Origin of the sequence: Halorubrum sp. FL23 (assembly GCF_052439115.2) — an archaeon.
Classification (GTDB): Archaea; Halobacteriota; Halobacteria; order Halobacteriales; family Haloferacaceae; genus Halorubrum; species Halorubrum persicum.
Genome location: NZ_JBQVRO020000007.1, coordinates 17319 through 38155, shown reverse-complemented (window position 1 = coordinate 38155; position 20837 = coordinate 17319). Strand labels below are relative to the sequence as shown.

Genomic DNA, 20837 nt, shown 5'->3' with positions numbered 1-20837 from the left:
ACTCGCCCGCGGCGTTAGTGCTCGTCGGTCCCGGCGTCTCCGGAAGGCGGCCCGGCCGAGCCGAGCACCGGCAGCGGTCCGAGGACCCACACCCACGCCGCGAGCATGAACGCCCCGGGGAGTTCCGGGAGCGCGAGCCCGGACACCGGCCACCACCCCGCGACGAACGTCGCCCAGACGGCGACGTGGACCGGGACGAACGCGAGGGTGAGTCGACCGGTGACCGTCCCGCGCCTGGCGAGACCGTCGACGGCGAACGCGACCGTGACGAGCGCGTAAAAGCCGACCGCGGCCGGGGCGTGGAGCGGCCCGGTGAGGTCGAACACGCCGACGCCGGCCATCGCGACCATCGCGAGTGCGAGGACCGCCGCGCGGGCCGCGGTCACCGCCCCGCGCCCCGACGCCGACCGCCGGAGACCGAGGGCGTAGCCGATGCCCGCGACGCCGCCGAGGACGAGCCCCCAGTTGAAGACGGGGGCGCTTCGGTCGCGGACCCCCAAGTCGGAGAGCGCGTCGGTCGTCCACGAGAACGTCGGGTCGAGGAGGACGGCGACCGCGATCCCGCCGAGCGCGAGCAGGGTGGCCGCGGCGCCGAGGGAGCGGGAAGCAGAGACACCGCCGACATCGTCGGCGGCGAACATCGAACCCCGTCTCAGTCGAGGCGCTCCGCGGCGTCCCGCTGGACCAGCGGGTCCGCGTTCTCGGCGGGGAGGGTGACGACGTCCTCGCTCGCGAGGTCGTACTCCCGCTCGTCGACGCCGAAGATCGACCCCACGTCGCGGGTGATCCTGACCGTGGCGCGATCGGTGGCGTCGGAAGCGGCAGGGGCGTTGTCTGCGGTGGTGGGGGTGTCGTCGGCGACGCTGGTGTCGTCGCTCCCTGCCGCCTGCGTCCCGTCGTCGGCGTCAACGTCGGGCGCCCCCGGTGGAGCCGGTTCCGGCGGGACCTCGGTCGGGCCGTCGGGCGCGGTCGCCCCGCCCCCGGCGGTCGAGTCGTCTGCCGGCCGCGAGCCGCCGTCCGTCGTGGCGTCGAGGGCGTCGGCCACCTCCTCGTCCGAACCGCCCATGGCGCCCGCGAGCGCGTCGGTTCCCCCTTCGGTCCCCGCGCTCCCCGTCTGCTCGTCGACCTCGCGCGACGGCGGGTCGGTCGGGGGGGAGGGGTCCGATGCCGGCGGTTCGGGATCGGTCGGCGGGGGTGGGTCCGCAGCAGGCGACGGCTCCGCGGCGGGGGGCTCGCCCGGGGACGAGGGTGTGTCCGTCGCGTTCGTCGGATCTCCCTCTCCGAGCGCCTCCGCCGCTTCCACCGGGTCCGCGGCGTCCGCGCCCGCCGCGTCGGACGAGGCCGGAGGCGCCTCTCCGGCGAGCACGTCGAGCACGCGCGACTTGTTCTCGCCGATGCGGTCGACGAGGTCGTCGAACAGCTGTCGCTCCTCCGTGGTCATGCCGTCGGCGTCGACCGGCATGTCCGCCGCCGCGAACGACGCGAGCTTGACGACCTTGCCGACGCGGCGCTCGTACAGCGCCTCCGCGACCTCCTCGGCGGTCTCGACCTCGTCCGACATCCGGCGAACGTCGTCGTCGGAGAACGGCTTGTCGACCTGTTCGGCGCGGCGGTCGCGGGCCGCGCGCAGGTCGGCGACGTAGGCGGCGACGTCGTCGTAAAAGGAGTCCCGCAGGTGCTGGAGGCTGTCCTTGCGGCGTTCCTTCGATTGGGCCGATCTGAGCTCGTCGAGGTTCATCGTTCGGGGGCTTTCCGCGCCTCGCCGCGAGCCATCAGGAAGACTCCGGCGAACTCGGGCACGGTGTTTCTGCCGGGTTCAACTCTAACGCGCTCACCGTTTAATTCTACCGTCCGATCGACGTCGGTCTCGATTCGGATCTCGCGGCCGACGAACCGGTCCGGGACCGCGTCGCGGAGCGGGTCGAAATCGGCGAGTTCCTCGCGCTCGATCGGCGTGACGACGAGGCCGGAGCCGCCGTGGAGCGTGCCCGGAAGCCGGATGAGCCGCCGGGTGTCGGTGGTGACCGGCTCGTCGATCGGCGCGGTGTCGGTCGCGGTCACCTGCGCGGCGAGCGCGGAGACGAGCCGGCGGACCCCGGGCCCGCCGGCCTCGACGTTGCCCTCGCGGACCGCGGTCGGGTTGCGTTCGAAGGCGCCGAGGATCGTCTCCGCGCGTCCCTCGCCGATCCCGTCGAGCTCCATCAGGCGCTCGCGGGCGTCCTCGTCGTCCATGTCGCGGAGGTCGTCGGCGTACTCGATCAGCGCCTCGTGGACGCGCGCCCCCCACCCGCCCTCGGTGCGGAGGACGCGCTTCGTCGTGCCGCGGTCGGAGACCGTCCGGATCAGCCCCTCGGTGTCGAGGTCGATCGCGCGGACGTAGTCGACGATCTCGCGGCGCGCGTCGCTGTTCAGCGCCCGGACGCTCTCGTCGCGGACGTGGACGTGGTAGCCGCGGCCGCCGGAGAAGACCACGGTGAGGTCGTCAAACGCGAAGTCGTCGTCGAGGAAGTCGAGGAGCCGAAACAGCGCCCGCTTGCACGCGGCGAGCATGTCGGGGTAGGCGGTGGTCTCCGGGTCGACGCCGGGGAGGTGATCGGCGTCGAGGTCGAAGACGAGGTCGGCGGAGCGCCACCCCTTCTGCGACATCGTCGACGCGCCGGGATCGTCGTAGCGGGCGGCCGAGAAGTACGCGTGCCGGGGCGCGTTGTCCGCGAAGAACGTGTCCACGTCGCCCAGGTCGTACAGCGACTGGTGACGGAGCATCGTCGTTCCCGACCCGGGAGTCCACGGGATGTGGCCCCACTCGCGGAGGTTCGCGTCCGGCGGGAGCGCCGGCGAGGCCCGGCGGTAGTAGTCGCCGAACCGGCCCTTGAGGTACTCGCGCGTCCGGTCGTCCATCGTCTCACCTCGTACCCGCGGTCGACGTATCAACGTATCGTTCGCGGGCGACCGACGAGGCCGGGGCCTCGGACGTTCGGCGTCGACCCGTCGAACCCGCTTCACCCCGAGTGACCGGACGCGATCCGACGGCGTTCCGTCCGGCGAACCGCGCCCCGTCGGCAGTGTTTAGTCTGGCAGCGCCGATGACCGAACGCGGCTGTCCCCCATGCTCGACGAGATACTCGACGTGCTCATAGACGAGGTAGCGAAACTGATCCCCGACGTCATCTGGGGCGCGATATTCCTGCTGACCGGTCTCTTGACGGCGATGCTCGGCGTGACAACGCTCCTCGGCGTAGCGACGCTCGGCTGGTCGCCGCGGTTCGGCGGAATACTGACCGCCGTCGGCGCGCTGCTGGTGGTCGGCGTGCTGGTCTCGTGGTATCGGTGACCGGCGCCTTCGGCACGCGATCTCTCTCCGCTCCGAGAACCCCGCCAACGGGACCCGATCTGCCTCCCGAGACGACCCCTCGACGGATACCCGGCCACAACACTAACCGGGACCGCTTCGTACCACGTGACATGCGTTCCGAAGACGAGGTTCGCGAGCAGTACGAGTTCCTCCGCGAGCAGTTGGACGACGAGGAGATGAACCACCGCGGCGTCGAGGAGCTGTTCGCCCACTACAAGCGCGCGCTCGGCTGGGTGTTAGAAGAAGAACACATGTAGCGCGCGCTCGTTAGGTTTATCAGTCGGTACCCTGTACGTTCAGGTGACGCTTCGTCTGGAGGGCCGAAGCGTCAGCGGGGACCAATCGGCAGGCCTGACGCGGCTTTTTTCCGCGTCGGGCGTGCCTCTTTCCGACGATAACACCGACGAGCCGCAGCGCCGTCGGCGACGACCGTGACCGTCTCAGAACCCGAACACATCACGGAGTAGAAACGAGTGTGTGACGGCTCAGGGGCGCAATGTCGAGATGACGGTTGCTCCGCTGACAGAACGGATCCCGTGAAATCCGTCGACTACACGGGGTGACGGAGAGATAGGCGCTCCATATAACGGTATATTTATTTATTCACGATAGGTATGTGTAGATCGTTGTATGTACGACCTCACAGGTTTCCAGCGTGACCTGCTCTACGTGATCGCCGGCTTGGACGAGCCCCACGGACTCGCCATCAAGGAAGAGCTCGAGGACTACTACGAGAAGGAGATCCACCACGGTCGGCTCTATCCCAACCTCGATACGCTCGTCGAGAAGGGGCTCGTCGAGAAGGGCCAACGCGACCGGCGCACGAACTACTACACGCTGACCCGCCGCGGCCGCCGCGAGATCGACGCGCGGACCGAGTGGGAGGCGCAGTACGTCGACCACTGATCGACCGACCCCACCGACGGATCCGGCGGTCGACAACGGCTCGTCTCGCGCCTTCGCCGGCCCTCCGTGTCTCTCGTTCGTCCGCTCGTCTTCGATCTGCCGACACGTCCGGTCGCTCGGCCGCTCCCCGCTGATATTTTGACCGAGACCGGACGCTTTTCGCCCGGAGTTGGACGTTTCTCCAACGTCGGCCGTATCGCCTTTCCTTTATTCGCTCCGAGGGCCACACGTCGGCATGGATCGCGACACCGCAGCGCCCGACGTGACCGACCTCCCGGGCGACCGCGCGCGGGAATGGGTGGAGTACCACCACGAGTCGGCCGCGCCGAGCACGTACGTCTACGAGTTCGTCTGGGACCGCACCGCGCCCGCCGAGGGCCCGTTCTGTACCGACGTCGACGGCAACGTTCTCATGGACTTCACCAGTCACGTCGCCGCCGCGCCCCTCGGCTACAACAACCCGCTGATCATGGAGCCGCTCGCCGAGTTCGACCTCGTCGACCCGCTGAAGATCGCGGGACAGGACTTCTACGTCGCCGGCGGCGAGTCGCCGGGCGACGGGGTCCCGGGCGCGTCCGGACTGATGGAGCGGCTCACGGAGGTCACCGCACACTACGATATGGACACCGTCTTCCTCTCGAACTCGGGGGCGGAGGCGGTCGAGAACGCGATCAAGATCGCGTACGACGAGTCGGGCGGCGCGAAACACGCGATCACCTTCGACGGGGCGTTCCACGGGCGGACGCTGGGCGCGCTCTCGCTCAATCGGTCCAAATCCGTGTACCGCCGCGATTTCCCGGAGATAAGCGGCGTGCACGACGTGCCGTTCTGCGACGACCGCACCTGCACCGCCGAGACCTGCTCGTGCGGCTTCTTCGCCGACGGCGTCTCGCAGCTCCGGCGGAAGCTCGACCCCGAACGCGGGCACGTCGACCCCGACGACGTGGCGTACCTGATCATGGAGCCGATACAGGGAGAGGGGGGGTACCGGTTCCCCTCGGAGGCGTTCACCGACGAGATCGCCGCGCTGGCCGACGAACACGACATCACCCTGATCGCCGACGAGATCCAGTCGGGCGTCGGTCGCACCGGCGAACGGTGGGGGTCGGACCACTACGCGCTCGAACCCGACGTGATCACCAGCGCCAAGGGGCTTCGCGTCGGCGCGACGATCTCCCGGTCGGACGTGTTCCCGGACGAGAAGAGTCGGCTCTCGTCGACGTGGGGGGCGGGAGACATCATCGCGTCGGCGCAGGGCGCGCTCACGCTCGACGCGATCCGCGAACACGACCTGATGGACAACGCCACCGTCCGGGGGCGGCAGTTCAAGGAGACGATGCGCGACGCCGACCTCCCCGGCGTCGACGACGTGCGCGGGAAGGGGCTGCTGCTCGCGCTCCAGTTCGACTCGAAGGAGCGCCGGGACGCGGTCCTGAAGCGCGCGTTCTCGCGGGGGCTGCTCACGCTGGCGTGCGGCTACGACGTGCTCCGGGTCCTTCCGCCGCTCGACGTGACCGAACGCGAGATCGCGCTCGGCTGCGACCTCCTCACCGCGGCGATCGAGGGCGCCGCGTAGCCGCGGGGCCGTCGGCCTACCGGTCCGCGTACCACTCCGCGAACTTCTCTAACGCGCGCCCGCGGTGTGACACCGCGTTCTTCCGGTCGGTGTCCATCTCGGCGAACGTCTCGCCGTCGTGTTCGAAGATCGGGTCGTAGCCGAATCCGCCCTCCCCGCGCGGCGCGACGATCCGACCGGGGACGTACCCCTCGAAGAGCTTGACCGGGAGCGGGTCGGTCGGCGCATTTCCGTCCGGCTCGGTCCCGCCTCCGCTCGGCCCCGCCGCCGCGGCCGCGTCCCGGTCGCCGCGGTCGACCGGATCCGGGGTCGCGGCGAACCCCCCGCCGTCGCAGTAGCCGAGCACGCAGCGGAACGCGGCCCGGCGGTCGTCGAGGTCGGCGGCGATGTCGTGGACGCGCTCGATCCCCAGCGTCTCCTCGACGTACGAGGAGTACGGGCCGGGGAAGCCGTCGAGCCCCTCGACGAACAGCCCCGCGTCGTCGACGAGGACCGGCTCGCCGAGGTGGCGGTACGCCTCGCGGGCGCCGCGCGCGGCGATCGGCCCCAGCTCCGCGGCCTGGATCTCTGGGTAGTCGAAGTCGAGCCGCTCCACCGAACCGTCCCGGAGGTAGCGCTCCGCCTCGCGCACCTTCCCGGGATTCGTCGTCACGTATCTGAGCACGGGTGGGGATGCGGGCGGCCGGAACGAATAGCCGTCGGTCGCGGGCGAGCGCGGACCCGCCGGCGCGGCCGTCGAACTGCGGCAGTACGTTTTTGTTGATTCACCGGGCTTTGTGCGACATGGCCCTCCCGACGTTCGAGAAGAAGCGGCTGATCGGACTCATCGCGATCCTCTCGTTCGGGGTCACGGCGCTGTTCGCCGTGCTCCTCCCCGAGATACTGGGACCGTTGATCCCCGCCACGTTCATCCTCGGGTTCTTCATCCTCATCCCGTTGGTGGTGCTTCTGGGGGACGACTTCCCGCTCGTCGGCGCCGAGGTGCCGGCCGAGCAGTCGATCTCGGCCGCCGAGGATGACCCGCTGGCGACGCTCCGCGAGCGGTACGCGACCGGCGAGATCGGCGAGGAGGAGTTCGAACGGAAACTCGACCGGCTACTGGAGACCGAAGAGTTGGCGGGGCGCGTCGAAGACGGTCCCAACCGCGAGCGAGAGCGAGAGCGCGACATCGAGTTCGAGTAGTCGGTGATCGGTGCCCGGGGACGCGCGGCCTCCGGAACCGCTCCGAACGGACACCCTCTTACGCTCCGACCGTCAGGAACGGACGGACATGCTGATCGCCGGAACCGTCATCGCCGATCCCGAGACCGTGATCCCCGACGGCGCCGTCGTCGTCGAGGGGGAGACGATCGCCGCGGTCGGCGAGGCCGAACCCCTCCGCGAGGCGTACCCCGACCACGAGCGACGCGACCTCGACATCGTGGCGCCCGGACTGATCGGCGGCCACGTGCACTCCGTGCAGTCGCTCGGCCGCGGGATCGCCGACGACGCCGCGCTGCTCGACTGGCTGTTCGACGCCGTGCTCCCGATGGAGGCCGCGATGGACGCCGACGCGACACGCGCCGCCGCCGAACTGGGCTACCTGGAGTGTCTGGAGTCGGGGACGACGACCGTCGTCGACCACCTCTCCGTCAACCACGCCGCGGAGGCGTTCGAGGCGGCGATCGAGACGGGGATCCGCGCGCGGCTCGGGAAGGTGCTGATGGACAAGGAGTCGCCGGACGGCCTGATCGAAGACACCGACGCCGCGCTCGCGGAGAGCGAGTCGCTGATCCGCAAGTACCACGACGCCGCCGACGGTCGGGTGCGCTACGCGGTCACGCCGCGGTTCGCCGTCTCCTGTACGGAGGAGTGCCTGCGCGGCTGTCGCGACCTCGCGGACCGCCACGACGGCGTGACGATCCACACGCACGCGAGCGAGAACGAGGACGAGATCGCCGCCGTCGAGAAGGAGACGGGAATGCGAAACGTCCTCTGGCTCGACGAGGTCGGACTCACCGGCCCGGACGTGACGCTCGCGCACTGCGTCCACACCGACGAGGCCGAGCGCGAGGTCCTCGCCGACACCGACACGGTCGTCACCCACTGCCCCTCCTCGAACATGAAGCTCGCCTCGGGGATCGCCCCGGTGCAGGACTACCTCGACCGCGGGGTCACGGTCGCGATCGGCAACGACGGGCCGCCCTGCAACAACACGCTCGACCCCTTCACCGAGATGCGGCAGGCGAGCCTCCTCGGGAAGGTCGACGCCCGCGACCCGACCCGGCTTCCGGCCCCGACGGTGTTGGAGATGGCGACGGTGAACGGTGCGCGCGCCGCCGGCTTCGACCGTCTCGGCGCGCTGCGCGAGGGACAGCGCGCGGACGTGATCGGGATCACCACCGACCGCACCCGCGCCACCCCGCTCCACGACCCGCTCTCGCACCTGGTGTACGCCGCCCACGGCGACGACGTGGTGTTCACCATGGTCGACGGGCGAGTCCGGTACGACGACGGCGAGCACGTCGGGATCGACGCCGACGCGGTTCGCGAACGCGCCACCCGCCACGCGACACGCGTCGTCGAGGAGGCCGGCATCGAGACGACCGAACTGTAACCCCGCAGACGGGGTCGGCGGGGGTGAGAGCACCGGCCTCCCCGAGACGCTCGCGGAGCGCCATCTCTGCCGCCGGACCGACGCGTCGAACATATTCGGGGGAAAGAACGCGGGGACGCGGGCCGAGTCCGACGTATGGATCGACCACGGCTCACGACGCTTCTGGTCTGGTCAGTCGTGGGGACGTATCTGCTCGTCGCGCTCGGGGCGACTGCCGCCGCGGACGCCGGTGCCGCGGTCGCCGCGATCCACCAGGTCGCCGCGGTCGCCGTCGGCGCGCTCCTCGCCGTCACGGCGCTCGTCGCCCAGCGGACGGCGGCCGCTCGCGGAATCCGCGTCGGAACGATCGCCGTCCTGATCGCCTACGCGGGACAGGCGGGCGTCGGGCTCGCGGGGCAGACCGGCGTCGTCCCGTTCGACGGCGGCCTCCACCTGTTGGGCGGGGTCGCGGTGTTCGCCGTGCTCCTCGTCACGCTCGTGCTCAGGGTCGAGGCGACCGCGACCGTCTCGAGCGCCGACGGCTCTCTGGGCGGCTCGAGCGCCGACGGCTCTCCGGCTGGCTCGGCCGATCGGGCGTCGTCGAACGAACCTGACGGGAACGCCGACTCCTCGGCGCCCGGCGGCGGCGCGCTCTCGTTTCGGGACCGGGGGCGGGCGTATCTCGAACTGACAAAACCCCGGCTGATGTGGCTGTTGTGCCTGCTCGCGCTGGCCGGGATGGGGTTGGCCGCCGCGGGCGGCGCAACGCTCGACGGCGTAACCGTCGTCGCGACCCTGGGCGGCGGCGTCCTCGCGACCGGGGCGTCCGGGGCGTTCAACCACATTTACGAGCGCGACCGCGACCGGAAGATGCGGCGGACCGCGGACCGACCGATCGCGACCGATCGAGTCGGCGTCCGGCGCGCGGTCGGCTTCGCCGTCGCGCTGGTCCTCGCCTCGATGGCGGTCATGCTCGCCCTCGTCAACGCGCTCGCGGCCGCGCTCACCGCGGCGGCGATCGTCTACTACGCGTACGTCTACACGGTGCTGTTGAAGCCGACCACCAAGTGGAACACCGTGATCGGCGGGGGGTCCGGTGCCCTGCCCGCCCTGATCGGGTACGCCGCGGTGACCGGGACCGTCCGCCTCCCGGCCGTCCTGCTCGCGGCCGTCGTCTGCTGTTGGACGCCGGCGCACTTCTACAACCTCGCGATCGCTCACCGCGAGGACTACGCGCGGGTCGACTACCCGATGCTCCCGGTCGTCGCGGGCGTCGGGACCGCGCGGCGACGGATACTCGCGTGGCTCGGCGTCACCCTGATCGCCGCGGTCCTGCTCGGGAGCGTCACCGGGCTCGGCGTCCTCTACGCCGTCACCACCACGGCGCTCGGGGCGCTGTTCGTGCGAAGCGTGGTCCGCCAGTACGACGTCGACCAGCGGGACGCCGGGGAGGAGCGGGCCGCCGCGTACCGGAGCTTCCACGCCTCGAACGCCTATCTCGGGGCCGTCCTCGCGGCGATCCTCGTGGAGACGTTCGCGATGTGAGCCGGGCCGGCGCGGCGGACCGCCGCGGCGCTCGCCTCGTCCGAAGCGGGTCGTCGCCGATCCGGTTCAACACCGCCGGGCGAACATGTGCGTGATAACGCTCACCATGCGTATCTGTGTATCGGACCGTGTGAGCGACCGATGAGCAACCGTACGAGATCCGACGGTGACGACGTTCCAGCGATGCAACGCCTCTATAATCGCATCTGGCTGTTGGCCGCGGCGGCGATCGTGTTCTTTCTCGTGGCCTACGTCGGGTGGGGACTGCTCGATCTCCTGTCGCTCCCAGTGAGGTGACCGAGAGATGAGCAACCCACTCGACGACCCCGACGACGACTGGTGGAACACGCCGGTGCACCGCCGCGAGAGCATCTGGCTGGGGCTCGCGGGCGCGTGGTCGCTCGGCATCTTCACGTGGATGGCGGGGTTCACGCAGTTCGGCGACCAGAACCCGATCGGCACGACGTACGAGGTCGACCCCGACCAGTATCAGGAGCGCGTCGGCGAGTACAAGGAGGCCGCCGAGGAGACGGACGACGGCCTGATCCCGCCCGGCGACGACGTGTACGTCGGCGCGATGCGGTTCAACTGGGACGGACTCCCGGCCGTCCTCGAGGCGGGACGCGAGTACGACATCCACCTCGGCGCCTACGACGTGCAGCACGGCTTCTCGGTCAGGCCGGAAGAGAACCTGAACAAGCAGATCAACCTCCAGGTGTTCCCGGGCTCCGAGTGGGTGATCCCGATGACCTTCGACGAGCCGGGCACCTACCACGTCGTCTGTAACGAGTTCTGCGGACAGGGCCATCGGACGATGCACGGTCGCTTCACGGTGGTGGAGGGGTAGCATGTCGGCGATCGCCTCCCTCTTCCGGAACGACTACGGGTCGGACGGCTTCCGAACCTGTTCGGTGACCGGACTCGACATCCACCGATCCGTGGAGAACTACGTGAAGCTGTTCGGACTGACCGCGGTGATCGCGCTCGCGGTCGGCGGGAGCTTCGCGTTCTCCGTCGCGATGACGCGCTGGGAGTTCGTCGGCCTCCTCGACCCGAGCAGCTACTACACGCATCTGAGCATACACGCGTGGAACCTGCTCATCTTCTGGATGGTGTTCATGGAGATCGCCGTCCTCTACGTCGGCGGTCCGATGGTGCTCGGCCGGAAGCTCCCGCTCCGTCGGCTCGCGACCCTCGGGTGGGTCACGATGGTGGCCGGGGCGATCGGCGTGAACGCGTCCATCTGGCTGGCCGAAGCGCCCAACGAGGCGCCGCTGTTGACGGCGTACGTCCCGCTTCCCGTCACGCCGTGGTTCTACGGCACGGCGATCCTCTTCCTGCTGGGGGCCACGATCGCGGCGGTGCCGTTCTTCGCGACGATCTGGACGGCGACCCGCGACAGCAGCAGAACCCTCCCGCTCGTCGCCTTCGGCGCGTTCGTCACCGGGATCATCGCCGTGGAGGCGATCCTCGGCGGGATCGCCGCGTTCGCGTACGCGCTCGCCTGGCGGATCGACCTCATCGCCTCGGTGGACCCGGGGATCTATCGGCAGCTCTACTGGATCGTCGGCCACGGGACACAGCAGATCAACCTGCTCGCGATGATCACGGTGTGGTACTTCCTGACGCACGTGGTGGGCGGCGCGGTGGTGATCTCCGAGAAGGTCTCGCGGACCGCCTTCATCCTCTACCTCTTCTTCATCAACCTCGGGGCGGCCCACCACCTGCTCGTCGACCCCGGTATGTCCGCGGGGTGGCGCATCTGGAACACCTCCTACGCCTTCTACGGGGCGGCCTTCGCGAGCATGATCCACGCGTTCGCGATCCCGGCGGGCATCGAGGCCGGTCGGCGGCGGCGGGGACAGGGCGGCGGGCTCTTCGGCTGGCTCACCTCCGCGCCGTGGCGAAACCCCGTCTTCGCCTCGACGATCTTCAGCATCATCCTCTTCGGGTTCCTCGGCGGGATCACCGGCGTCGTGATGGGGCAGGTGCAGGTGAACATGACCTGGCACAACACCCTCGCGACGGTCGGTCACTTCCACGCGACCGTCGCGCTCGGGACGACGCTCGCGTTCTTCGGGCTCGTCCTCTTCGTCATCAAGACGATGTTCCGCCGTGACTACGTCTCGGACACGCTGGCGAGCGCGATCCCGTACGCCTACGGGGCCGCGATGAGCGTCGCCACGCTGATGTTGATGTACGCCGGGATCCTCTACGGCGTGCCGCGCCGGACCGCCGAGGCCGTCAGGAACATCCCCGGCTCGGAGTTCAGCTTCTCGGCCGCGATCCCGATATTCATGATCTTCGGGGTCTTCGCGCTCCTGGCCATCCTCTCCGGCGTCCTGTTCGTCGGCGTCTCGGTCGGCTCGCTGCTGTTCGGCGGTCGGCTCCCCGCCGGCGACGACGGCGGGATGTTGCCCGAGGGCGGGCTCCACGCCGACGGCGGAGAGCCGATCCACGCGGTCGAACTCCGCGGGACCTTCACGCTCTGTCTGATCTTCCTCGGCGTCTTCGCCGCCGTCTACGTGTTGAACTGGTACCTCCTGACCCAGCTGTGGGCGATCGGCGCGTAGGCGCCGACCGTCCGGACCACCGTCTGCTCTCACGCCCGAACGACCGACCCGATCGCCGCCCGACCGACAACGAGACATCCCACGAATGACCGACGCTTCCCGACCGACGACCCGGACGCGACTCGGCGGTATCGTACGCCAGGCGTGGCGCGACTTCCTGAGCGTGTACTACGCGAACACGCCCGTCTGGCGCTGGCTCAAGAGCGGCGCGCTCGTCTTCCTCGGGTTCTTCCTGTGGATGGGCGGGAACGTCTTGACGGCGTACTGGACCGAGGCGATCGCGCTCCGGTACGCGATCGCGTACGGCTTCGTCCTGATCGCGTGGGGGCCGCTCACGCACCTGCTCGTCGTGCCGGCGGTGATCCGACTGCGCCGCACCGCGGAGAACCCCACCGTCAGGCGGATCGCCCGCAACGGGTCGACGATCAACTTCACGACGTTCCTCGTGATCGTCGCGCTCGTGGGCACCCTCGCGCCGGGCGTGATGCTGCTCGACTTCTCGTCCGGCTTCGGCGCCGACGGCGGCGACGTGACGGCGGACCTCGTCTGCGAGACGGGCGGCGACCCGATCACCTGCGAGCTCGAGACCGCCGAGGGGGTCGACCACGTGGTGCTCCTCGCGGGGGGTGAGGAGATCGACCGCAGCGGCGAGCCGCCGTACGCGGTCTCGGCGCCCCGCGAGTCGCTCTCCGACGGCCCCTCCGGGGCGCAGTTCGTGGTCGAGCTCCGGGGCCCGAACGGCGAGACCCTCCGTCGGTTCGTTCGGACGGTCTGAGGGGGCGTCGGACTGCCCACCGCTCCGGTGGTGCGGGGCCGACCCCTCGCGTCTCACTCCCGGAGCACCGACCGCGTCGAGTTCGTCACGACGATCCCGCTGCTGGCGGCCATCGCCAGGGCGGCGAAGAAGGGGTTGAGCGCTCCCGCGACCGCGAGCGGGATCGCCACCGCGTTGTAACACAGCGCCCACGCCACGTTCTCTCGGATGCGCCGCCGCGTCCCCGCCGCGAGGTCGAACACGGTCTCGACCGCTCGAAGGTCCTCACCGGCGATCACGACATCCGCGGCCTCGACGGCGCGAGCCGTCCCGTCGCCCATCGCGATGCCGAGGTCGGCCGCCGCGAGCGCCGGCGCGTCGTTGGTGCCGTCGCCCACCATCACGGTGGGCCCGGCGGCGGCGAACCCGCGGATCGCCTCGAGCTTCCCGTCCGGCGGCACGCCGGCGAAGACCTCGTCCACCGCGGGGTGGTGCCGGAACCGGTCGGCCCGCGGGCCTTCGTCGCCGGTCAGGACTGCCACCTCCCGGTCGGCGAACGCTTCGAGGGCCGCCGTCCAGCCGGCTCGGTCGCGGTCCTCGACGGCGATCACGCCGCGGGCGGCGCCGTTCCATCCCACCACGACCGGCAGGGCGCCCCGATCGGCGACGGTGTCGACGCGCTCCCGCAGATCCTCGGGGAGCGGACCGCACTCGCGTTCGACGAGATCGGCGGTCCCGACGACGACGCGCGAACCGGGGGGCCGGGAATCGGACTCCCCGCCGTCGCCGGCGGCGAGCGTCCCGGAGATGCCGGCGCCGGGATGGCGGGTGAACGACTCCACCCGCGTCTCTCGTGGGCGATCGTCGATCGGAGGGCGATCGTCGGTCGGTGGGCGGTCGTCTGTCACCACCTGATCGCCCGCCGCAGCCTCCCGGATCGCGTCCGCGACGGGATGGTCGGCGCGGCGTTCGACCGCGGCGGCGCGCCGAAGCGTCCGGTCGTCGCCGTACGTGCCGCTGACGCGCATCTCCCCCGCGGTGAGCGTCCCGGTCTTGTCGAACACGACCGTCTCGGCGTCCCGAGCCACCTCGAACACCGAGGCGTCCGTGACGACAACGCCGCGATCGAGCGCGTCGCGGAGCCCGCCGGAGACGGCGAGCGGGGTCGCGAGCCCCATCGCGCACGGACAGGAGACGACGAGGACGGTCAGTCCGGCGAGCATCGCGCCGGCGATCGGTCCGCCGGTCACGAACCGCCAGCCGGCGACGAGCAGCCCGATCGTCAACACGACCGGCACGAACACCGTGGCGAGCGCGTCGACGAACCGCTGGATACCGGGGGTCGCGGTCTGGACCTCCCAGAGGGCGGCGGCGAGGCGGTCCGCGGTGCTCTCGGCGTCCTCCCCGACCGCCATCACGATCGCGCCGGCCGACTCGTCCGCTCCGCCGTCGGCCGCCCGGACATCGCCGAGGAGCGTCGCGCCGCCGATGACGGTCTCGCCGGGCTCCTTTCGCACCGGCAGCGACTCGCCGGTGAGCACGGACTCGTCGACGTCGGCGGTCCCCTCGATCACGGTGCCGTCGATCGGCACGCGTTCGCCGGGCGTGACCCGGACTCGGTCGCCCGGCTCGAGGTCCGCGATCGGGACGGTTTCGGCGCCGGCGTCGGTCACGCGCGTCGCCGACTCGACGCGAGCGGCCGTGGCGGTTTCGAGGAGGTCGTTCGCCCGCGCGCGGACTCGGCCCTCGTAGTACCGCCCGAGCGAGACGACCATCACGACCGCGACCGTGACGTCGTAGTACAGGTGCGTGCTGCCGGTCGCGAGCGCGAGGGTGCTGTACGCGTACGCGGACAGCGCGGCCACCGCGACGAGCAGGTCCATGTTCGGCCGACGCGCCCGGACGCTCACGTACGCGCCGCGGAGGAGCGGCGCCCCCGTGTACGCCAGCAGGACGGTCGTCAGGAGGGCGATGAACGCCAGCGGCAGATACCGCCCCGCGGCGGTGGTCGTGTCGATCGCGAGGACGTTGGTCTCGACGCCGAGGTAGCTCGGGTACAGCGACAGGACGTACCACGGCATGATCAACATCGCGAGGAAGCCGCCGACCGCGAGCCGCTCGACCGTTCGGTCTGCCGGGCTCGCCTCACCCTGCCCGGCGTCTGCAGCCGCCCCGCGACCGCTCTCCGTCGCCGACCCGTCCCGAAACCGGAGCGTGTAGCCGTATCCGGAGAGCGCCGTCGGGAGCTCCGCGCGCGCGATCTCCTCCGGATCGTAGACGACCCGAGCGGTCTCGGTCCCGTAGTTGGCATCGACCGCGTGCACGCCCGCCCGATCGTCGCCGCGCAGGTCGAGGAACGCCTCGCAGGTGGTGCAGTGCATCCCGTCGACCGCCAGATAGGCCTCGGCCGCGTCCGACGGGGGCGCCGACTCGGGCGCCGCGTGGTCGTCTCCGGCCGGCGCGCGGTCTTCTCCGGCCACCGCTCCTTCGGTCCGGCTCCCCTCCGTCTCGTCGTCGTTCGCCGCGTCGCCGCCGTCCGCCTCGTCGAGTCGGCGAGCCACCTCCAGACAGCCGCGACAGCAGAACTCGCCGTCGACGCCGGGCGTCGTGACGGGCGGGTCCGGGGTCGGGAGATCACAGAGCCGACAGTCGGCCATCAGTCGTGATCGGTCGGCCACCCACGAGACCCTATTCGCGAACGTGTTCGGGACGTCGCCGACGATCGGCGGCGCGGCCGGGTGGGGATCGGTCGGCGCCGCGACCCGTCGGGCCCGGAAGCGGCGGGCCCCGTTCCGTGCTGAGACGGGTATAAGCCCGCCTCCCGAATAGTTCGGCTGGTCGCGTCAGCGGGCGGGAACGTCCGGTGTCATCTTCCAATCTCGGACCCCACGTGAGATCGTCCGACGATGGTTGAACACGCCCTCGACCGACGACGCGTCACGCTCACGACCCGGCGGTCGGGGAGGGGACGCCCGCTCCCGCGACCGCGGTCCGAACCAGCGCCGGCTGCCGGCGGAGGAGACCGATGACACAGGCACGCCTGGTCGTCGAGCTTCCGGACGGCCCGTGGGCGGCCGACGTGTCCCGCGAGTTCCCGGAGGCGACGTTTCGGGTGATCGCGGGGCTCCCCGGGGACGGCCCGGGGTTCGCGCTCGTGTGGATAACCGCCCCGGACGTCGAGGCGGTGCTCGAGGCGATGGAGTCGCACCCGTCCGTCACCGAGACCTCGGTCGTGGGGCGGGCCGACCGTGAGGTTACGGTGCAGTTCGAAACCTCGGCGCCGCTGCTGCTCCTCGCGGCGAAGCGATCCGGCGTCCCCTTCGAGATGCCCGTCGAGATCAGCGACGGCGACGCGATCATCGACGTCACCGGCGCCCACGACCGGATCTCGGAGCTGGACCGGCAGTTCGACGACCTCGGCCTGGAGTTCCGCGTCAAGCACGTCCAGGAGCGGCTGCAGGCGAGCCAGCTCCTGACCGAGACCGAACAGGAGCTGCTCCTCAGCGCGATCGAGGAGGGGTACTACGACACGCCGCGAACCTGCTCGCTCACCGACCTGGCCGACTGCGCCGGATTCGCGAAGTCCACCTGCAGCGAGGCGCTCCACCGCGCGGAAGAGGTCGCCGTCAAGCGGTTCGCCGAGGACCTTCCGCCGCAGGCCGACGCCGACGAAGCGACCGAGTGACGCCCGCCCCCGCGCCGACCCCGCGATCGCACCGGGACTCCCCGGGGAGCGAGCGGGTTCGGCCGCCGTCCGCTCGCCCCCGAACATCCTTTAAGTAAAATCGGGCGATGATGTTCAGGAATTCGCCCACAAAATGAGAATAATTGTGCAATTATACAGAGTATAACTGTCTATCCACAACCGGAGGCAGAGACAATGACGCTACTCCCCAACATCGAACGGCGCTCGTTCCTGAAAGCCGCGGGCCTCGGCGGGGTCGCCGCGCTCGCCGGCTGTGCCGAGGACAGTACGGACGCCGCGGCGTCGACCACGTCGGCCCAAACGTCGGACTCGTCCGGCGCCGCGTCGGTCGACGTGGACAGGATCGCCGCGGATCCGACTGACGTGCCGGACCCGGTCGACTGGAGCCAGCCGCGCACGCACGACGTGACCCTCGAGACGCAGGAGCTGACCGCCGAGATCGAGCCCGGCGTCACCTTCGACTACATGACCTTCGAGGGTCGGGTTCCGGGGCCGATGGTCCGCGTCCGCCGGGGCGACACGGTGAACCTCACGCTGCGGAACCCCGAGAGCAGCAAGATGCCGCACAACATCGACTTCCACGCCGTCTACGGGCCCGGCGGCGGGGCCGACGCGACGACGATCGCGCCGGGCGAGGAGGCCACGATCAAGTTCAAGGCCACCTACCCCGGCGTCCACATCTACCACTGTGCGGTCCCGAACATGGACCACCACATCAGCGCGGGCATGTTCGGTGCCATCCTCGTCGAGCCGAAAGGGGGGCTTCCGGAGGTCGACCGCGAGCTCTACCTCGGCCAGCACGAGATCTACACGGACAAGGCGGCGGGCAAGGAGGGCCACCACAAGTTCAGCCTCGAGGCCGCCAAATCCGAGGACCCGACCTACGTGACCTACAACGGCGAGGCGTACGCCTTCACCGAGTCGGGGTACGGTCGGATCCAGGTCGAGCAGGACGAGCGGATCCGGGTCTTCATGTCCAACGGCGGCCCGAACCTCAGCAGCTCGTGGCACGCGATCGGCAACGTCTGGGACAAGCTCTACCGGGACGGCGACCTCGTCTCGGACCCCGCCCGGTTCGTGGAGACGACGCCGGTCAGGCCCGGCACCGTCACCGCCGCCGAGATCAAGACGCCGGTGCCCGGTCCGATCAAGCTCGTCGATCACTCGCTGACTCGGGTCGTCCGCAAGGGGGTTCTCGGTGTCCTCGACGTGCAGGGCGAACAGAGACCGGACATCTACGACCCCAACCCCAACGGCGATTCCGGCGGCGAGTGACCGCCGCTGGACGACTCACCGCCCACGATAAGCAGACCCACGGCAAACTTACACACTCGGCGCCGCGCCCTCGAACTCGCCGGGTCGGCGACCTCTCTCGGTCTCGCCGGCTGCCTCGAGAGCGCCGCGGCCGGCGCCGACGAGCTCCCCGGGCTCGCGGCGAACACCATGGCCGAGTACGGCGAGCGATGCCGCGAGACGCTCGGCGCGGGCGCGAGCGCGGCGATGCTCGCCGGCTGTGCCGGGGACGGGGGACTGGTGCCGTCTGATGGCTCGGACGGAACCGACGACTCGGACGGCTCGGATGGGGCCGAAACGCTCACCGGTAACTTCCGGCTCCTCATCAGCGACGCGCCGGCCGACATCGGCGACTTCGACCGGTTGGACATCACCCTCGGCGAAGCTCGGATCTTCGAGGCGACCGAGGGAGGGGACGACGGATCGACGAGCGACGGAACCGAGGCCGACGACGAGTCGAGCGACGCCGAGGACGGAACGACCGCGAACGGGACCGACAACTGAACGGGACTCGCTCCGGACGACCCGGAGCCGGAACCGAACGCGCGACGGACGCCGATCATGCGGGCGCTTTTTGCCGAGGCGGCCCCGACGGCGAGTATGACCATCGACCCGGCGGACATCGCCGAGCTCATCGAGGAGGGAATCCCGGACGCCGTCGCCCGCGTGACGACCCCCCGCGTCCACGACGACGAGGACGAGGACGCTCACTTCGCGGCGTGGGTCGTCTCGCCCGCCTTCGACGGGGAGTCGCTCGTCGACCAGCACCAGCGCGTGTACGACGCCGTCGGCGACCACATGACCCGGTCGGTTCACGCCTTGGAGATCAAGACGTACACCCCCGAAGCGTACGCGGAACACGGGGACGGGAGCCTCGACGAGGCGCTCCGAGAGGCCGGGCTGTTTCCGGTCGACGAGACGTAGGGGCCTGCGATCGTTTCCCGCCGACCACCCCGTCGACCCGTGTGATACGCCCCCGTCGTGCCCTCGGAGGAATCCGTTCGGGGGCCGCCGCGCTGGCGGTCTCGTTCGAGTTGGGGCCGGCGCGGGACCCGGCTTCCCGCGCGGCGAGAACGCCGGCCGCTTCCAGTAGCTTTTACCCGGTCTCCCGGGAACGCGCACGCATGGGTGAGGATTACCGCACGGAGGAGGACAGCCTTGGAGAGATGCAGGTGCCGGCAGACGCCTACTGGGGCGCACAGACCCAGCGCGCCGTCGAGAACTTCCCCATCTCGGGGATCCCGATGAGCCGCCGGTTCATCCGCGCGCTCGGCGTCGTGAAGAAGGCCGCCGCGCAGGCCAACCGCGATCTGGACCTCATCGACGACGACACCGCCGACGCGATCGTCGCCGCCGCCGACGAGGTCATCGCCGGCGAGCACGACGACCAGTTCCCGGTCGACGTGTTCCAGACCGGCTCCGGTACCTCCTCGAACATGAACGCCAACGAGGTCATCGCCAACCGCGCCGCCGAGATCGCCGGCGCGGAGATCGGCGACCGCGTCGTCCACCCGAACGACCACGTCAACTACGGGCAGTCGAGCAACGACGTGATCCCGACGGCGATGCACGTCGCCTCCCTCGAAGCGGTCGAGAAGGACCTCGTGCCCGCGCTCGAAACGCTCCACGCCGAGCTCGAGGCCAAGGAGACCGAGTTCGACGGCGTCGTCAAGACCGGTCGGACGCACCTGCAGGACGCCACCCCGATCCGGCTCGGGCAGGAGTTCGGCGGCTATCGGACGCAGGTCGCGAAGGGTATCGAGCGCGCCGAGAGCGTCCAGTCGAACCTCCGCGAACTCGCGCTGGGCGGCACCGCGGTCGGCACCGGGCTCAACACCCACCCCGACTTCCCCGAACTCGCCGCCGAGTACATCTCCGACGAGACCGGGACGGAGTTCCGCGAGGCCGACAACCACTTCGAGGCGCAGGCCGCCCACGACGCGATGGCCGAGGCGCACGGCGCGCTCCGCACGATCGCGGGCAGCATGAACAAGATGGCCAACGACCTCCGCCTGCTCGCGTCGGGGCCGCGCAACGGGCTCGGCGAGGTCGAGCAGCCCGAGAACCAGCCCGGGTCGTCGATCATGCCGGGGAAGATCAACCCGGTCGTCGCCGAGTCGGTCAATCAGGTCCACAAGCAGGTCGTCGGCAACGACGCCGCGATCTCGGCCGGCGCCGCGCGCGGCGAGATCGACCTGAACCTCTACAAGCCCGTCCTCGCGCACAACTTCCTCGAGTCCGCGGAGCTGCTCTCGAACGCCGCGGCGACGTTCGGCGAGCGCTTCGTCGCGAAGCTGGAGGCCAACGAGGAGTACTGCGAGACGCGCGTCGAGCAGTCGATGGCGCTCGCGACCGCGCTCAACCCCGCGATCGGCTACGACAAGGCGTCGAAAGTGGCCAAGAAGGCGCTCGCGGACGGAAAGAGCGTCCGCGAGGTCGCCGTGAGCGAGGGGTACCTCACCGAGGCGGAGGCCGACGACGTGCTCGACCCCGAAGCCATGACCCACCGCGTCATCCTCGGCGACGACGACTGACCGTCGGCGACTGACTGTGGGTG

At 70.3% G+C, this 20837-nt stretch carries 20 protein-coding genes; 15 read left to right on the top strand and 5 right to left on the bottom strand.

Going from position 1 to position 20837, the window contains the following annotated elements:
- Positions 1 to 14: 14 nt before the first annotated feature.
- The 3 genes from ACT4MF_RS10205 to priS are packed head-to-tail and all read right to left on the bottom strand — an operon-like array spanning position 15 to position 2898.
- Positions 15 to 641, bottom strand: coding sequence for a DUF998 domain-containing protein (locus tag ACT4MF_RS10205; protein ID WP_444682544.1), 627 nt, complete (start codon positions 639 to 641; stop codon positions 15 to 17).
- Positions 642 to 652: 11 nt separating this feature from the next.
- On the bottom strand, positions 653 to 1738 hold the full coding sequence (locus tag ACT4MF_RS10200; RefSeq protein ID WP_444682543.1) for a DNA replication complex subunit Gins51: 1086 nt from the start codon (positions 1736 to 1738) through the stop codon (positions 653 to 655).
- A complete protein-coding gene (priS, locus tag ACT4MF_RS10195; RefSeq protein WP_444682542.1) occupies positions 1735 to 2898 on the bottom strand; it encodes a DNA primase small subunit PriS in 1164 nt (387 codons plus the stop codon). The genes ACT4MF_RS10200 and priS overlap by 4 nt, the downstream gene beginning before the upstream one ends.
- A gap of 208 nt (positions 2899 to 3106) precedes the next feature.
- Here priS and ACT4MF_RS10190 point away from each other — a divergent pair, with 208 nt between their 5' ends.
- The 4 genes from ACT4MF_RS10190 to ACT4MF_RS10175 all read left to right on the top strand — a co-directional run bounded on the left by ACT4MF_RS10190 (position 3107) and on the right by ACT4MF_RS10175 (position 5834).
- Positions 3107 to 3331 (top strand): hypothetical protein, encoded by a 225-nt coding sequence (locus ACT4MF_RS10190; RefSeq protein WP_444682541.1) that lies wholly within the window; start codon positions 3107 to 3109, stop codon positions 3329 to 3331.
- Between the two features lie 131 nt (positions 3332 to 3462).
- Positions 3463 to 3609, top strand: a complete 147-nt coding sequence (locus ACT4MF_RS10185) for a DUF8555 family protein (protein ID WP_180271692.1) — start codon at positions 3463 to 3465, stop codon at positions 3607 to 3609.
- Positions 3610 to 3982: 373 nt separating this feature from the next.
- The gene (locus ACT4MF_RS10180; RefSeq protein ID WP_004046948.1) at positions 3983 to 4258 is read left to right on the top strand and encodes a PadR family transcriptional regulator; all 276 of its coding nucleotides are present in this window, start codon (positions 3983 to 3985) and stop codon (positions 4256 to 4258) included.
- 235 nt (positions 4259 to 4493) lie between these two features.
- On the top strand, positions 4494 to 5834 hold the full coding sequence (locus ACT4MF_RS10175; protein ID WP_099253967.1) for an aminotransferase class III-fold pyridoxal phosphate-dependent enzyme: 1341 nt from the start codon (positions 4494 to 4496) through the stop codon (positions 5832 to 5834).
- A gap of 16 nt (positions 5835 to 5850) precedes the next feature.
- On the opposite strand, the gene ACT4MF_RS10170 is transcribed toward ACT4MF_RS10175, so the two are convergent.
- Entirely contained in the window at positions 5851 to 6498 is a 648-nt protein-coding gene (locus tag ACT4MF_RS10170; RefSeq protein WP_099253968.1) for a non-canonical purine NTP pyrophosphatase, read from the bottom strand.
- Between the two features lie 119 nt (positions 6499 to 6617).
- On the opposite strand from ACT4MF_RS10170, the gene ACT4MF_RS10165 reads away from it, so the two are divergent.
- From ACT4MF_RS10165 to ACT4MF_RS10140, 6 genes are all read left to right on the top strand, one after another.
- Entirely contained in the window at positions 6618 to 7016 is a 399-nt protein-coding gene (locus ACT4MF_RS10165) for an SHOCT domain-containing protein (protein WP_099253969.1), read from the top strand.
- Positions 7017 to 7104: 88 nt separating this feature from the next.
- Positions 7105 to 8430: a 5'-deoxyadenosine deaminase gene (locus tag ACT4MF_RS10160; protein ID WP_444682540.1), complete on the top strand. Its 1326-nt coding sequence runs from the start codon at positions 7105 to 7107 to the stop codon at positions 8428 to 8430.
- 135 nt (positions 8431 to 8565) lie between these two features.
- Positions 8566 to 9954, top strand: a complete 1389-nt coding sequence (locus ACT4MF_RS10155) for a heme o synthase (RefSeq protein ID WP_444682539.1) — start codon at positions 8566 to 8568, stop codon at positions 9952 to 9954.
- Positions 9955 to 10258: 304 nt separating this feature from the next.
- Positions 10259 to 10801 carry a cupredoxin domain-containing protein gene (locus ACT4MF_RS10150; protein WP_099253972.1) on the top strand — a complete coding sequence of 181 codons (543 nt, stop codon included), beginning with the start codon at positions 10259 to 10261 and terminating at the stop codon, positions 10799 to 10801.
- A gap of 1 nt (position 10802) precedes the next feature.
- The gene (locus tag ACT4MF_RS10145) at positions 10803 to 12527 is read left to right on the top strand and encodes a cytochrome c oxidase subunit I (RefSeq protein WP_444682538.1); all 1725 of its coding nucleotides are present in this window, start codon (positions 10803 to 10805) and stop codon (positions 12525 to 12527) included.
- Between the two features lie 85 nt (positions 12528 to 12612).
- Entirely contained in the window at positions 12613 to 13302 is a 690-nt protein-coding gene (locus tag ACT4MF_RS10140; protein WP_444682537.1) for a hypothetical protein, read from the top strand.
- Between the two features lie 53 nt (positions 13303 to 13355).
- Here ACT4MF_RS10140 and ACT4MF_RS10135 read toward each other — a convergent pair whose 3' ends face one another.
- On the bottom strand, positions 13356 to 15938 hold the full coding sequence (locus ACT4MF_RS10135) for a heavy metal translocating P-type ATPase (RefSeq protein ID WP_444682536.1): 2583 nt from the start codon (positions 15936 to 15938) through the stop codon (positions 13356 to 13358).
- A gap of 368 nt (positions 15939 to 16306) precedes the next feature.
- On the opposite strand from ACT4MF_RS10135, the gene ACT4MF_RS10130 reads away from it, so the two are divergent.
- The 5 genes from ACT4MF_RS10130 (at position 16307) to ACT4MF_RS10110 (ending at position 20814) form a co-directional block, all read left to right on the top strand.
- Positions 16307 to 16966: a helix-turn-helix domain-containing protein gene (locus tag ACT4MF_RS10130; RefSeq protein ID WP_444682535.1), complete on the top strand. Its 660-nt coding sequence runs from the start codon at positions 16307 to 16309 to the stop codon at positions 16964 to 16966.
- A gap of 195 nt (positions 16967 to 17161) precedes the next feature.
- Positions 17162 to 18262 (top strand): copper-containing nitrite reductase, encoded by a 1101-nt coding sequence (nirK, locus tag ACT4MF_RS10125; protein WP_444682534.1) that lies wholly within the window; start codon positions 17162 to 17164, stop codon positions 18260 to 18262.
- Positions 18263 to 18430: 168 nt separating this feature from the next.
- Positions 18431 to 18784: a hypothetical protein gene (locus tag ACT4MF_RS10120; protein ID WP_444682533.1), complete on the top strand. Its 354-nt coding sequence runs from the start codon at positions 18431 to 18433 to the stop codon at positions 18782 to 18784.
- A gap of 96 nt (positions 18785 to 18880) precedes the next feature.
- The gene (locus ACT4MF_RS10115; RefSeq protein ID WP_444682532.1) at positions 18881 to 19204 is read left to right on the top strand and encodes a BolA family protein; all 324 of its coding nucleotides are present in this window, start codon (positions 18881 to 18883) and stop codon (positions 19202 to 19204) included.
- Between the two features lie 200 nt (positions 19205 to 19404).
- Positions 19405 to 20814, top strand: a complete 1410-nt coding sequence (locus ACT4MF_RS10110) for a class II fumarate hydratase (RefSeq protein ID WP_099253980.1) — start codon at positions 19405 to 19407, stop codon at positions 20812 to 20814.
- The last annotated feature ends 23 nt before the right edge of the window (positions 20815 to 20837 follow it).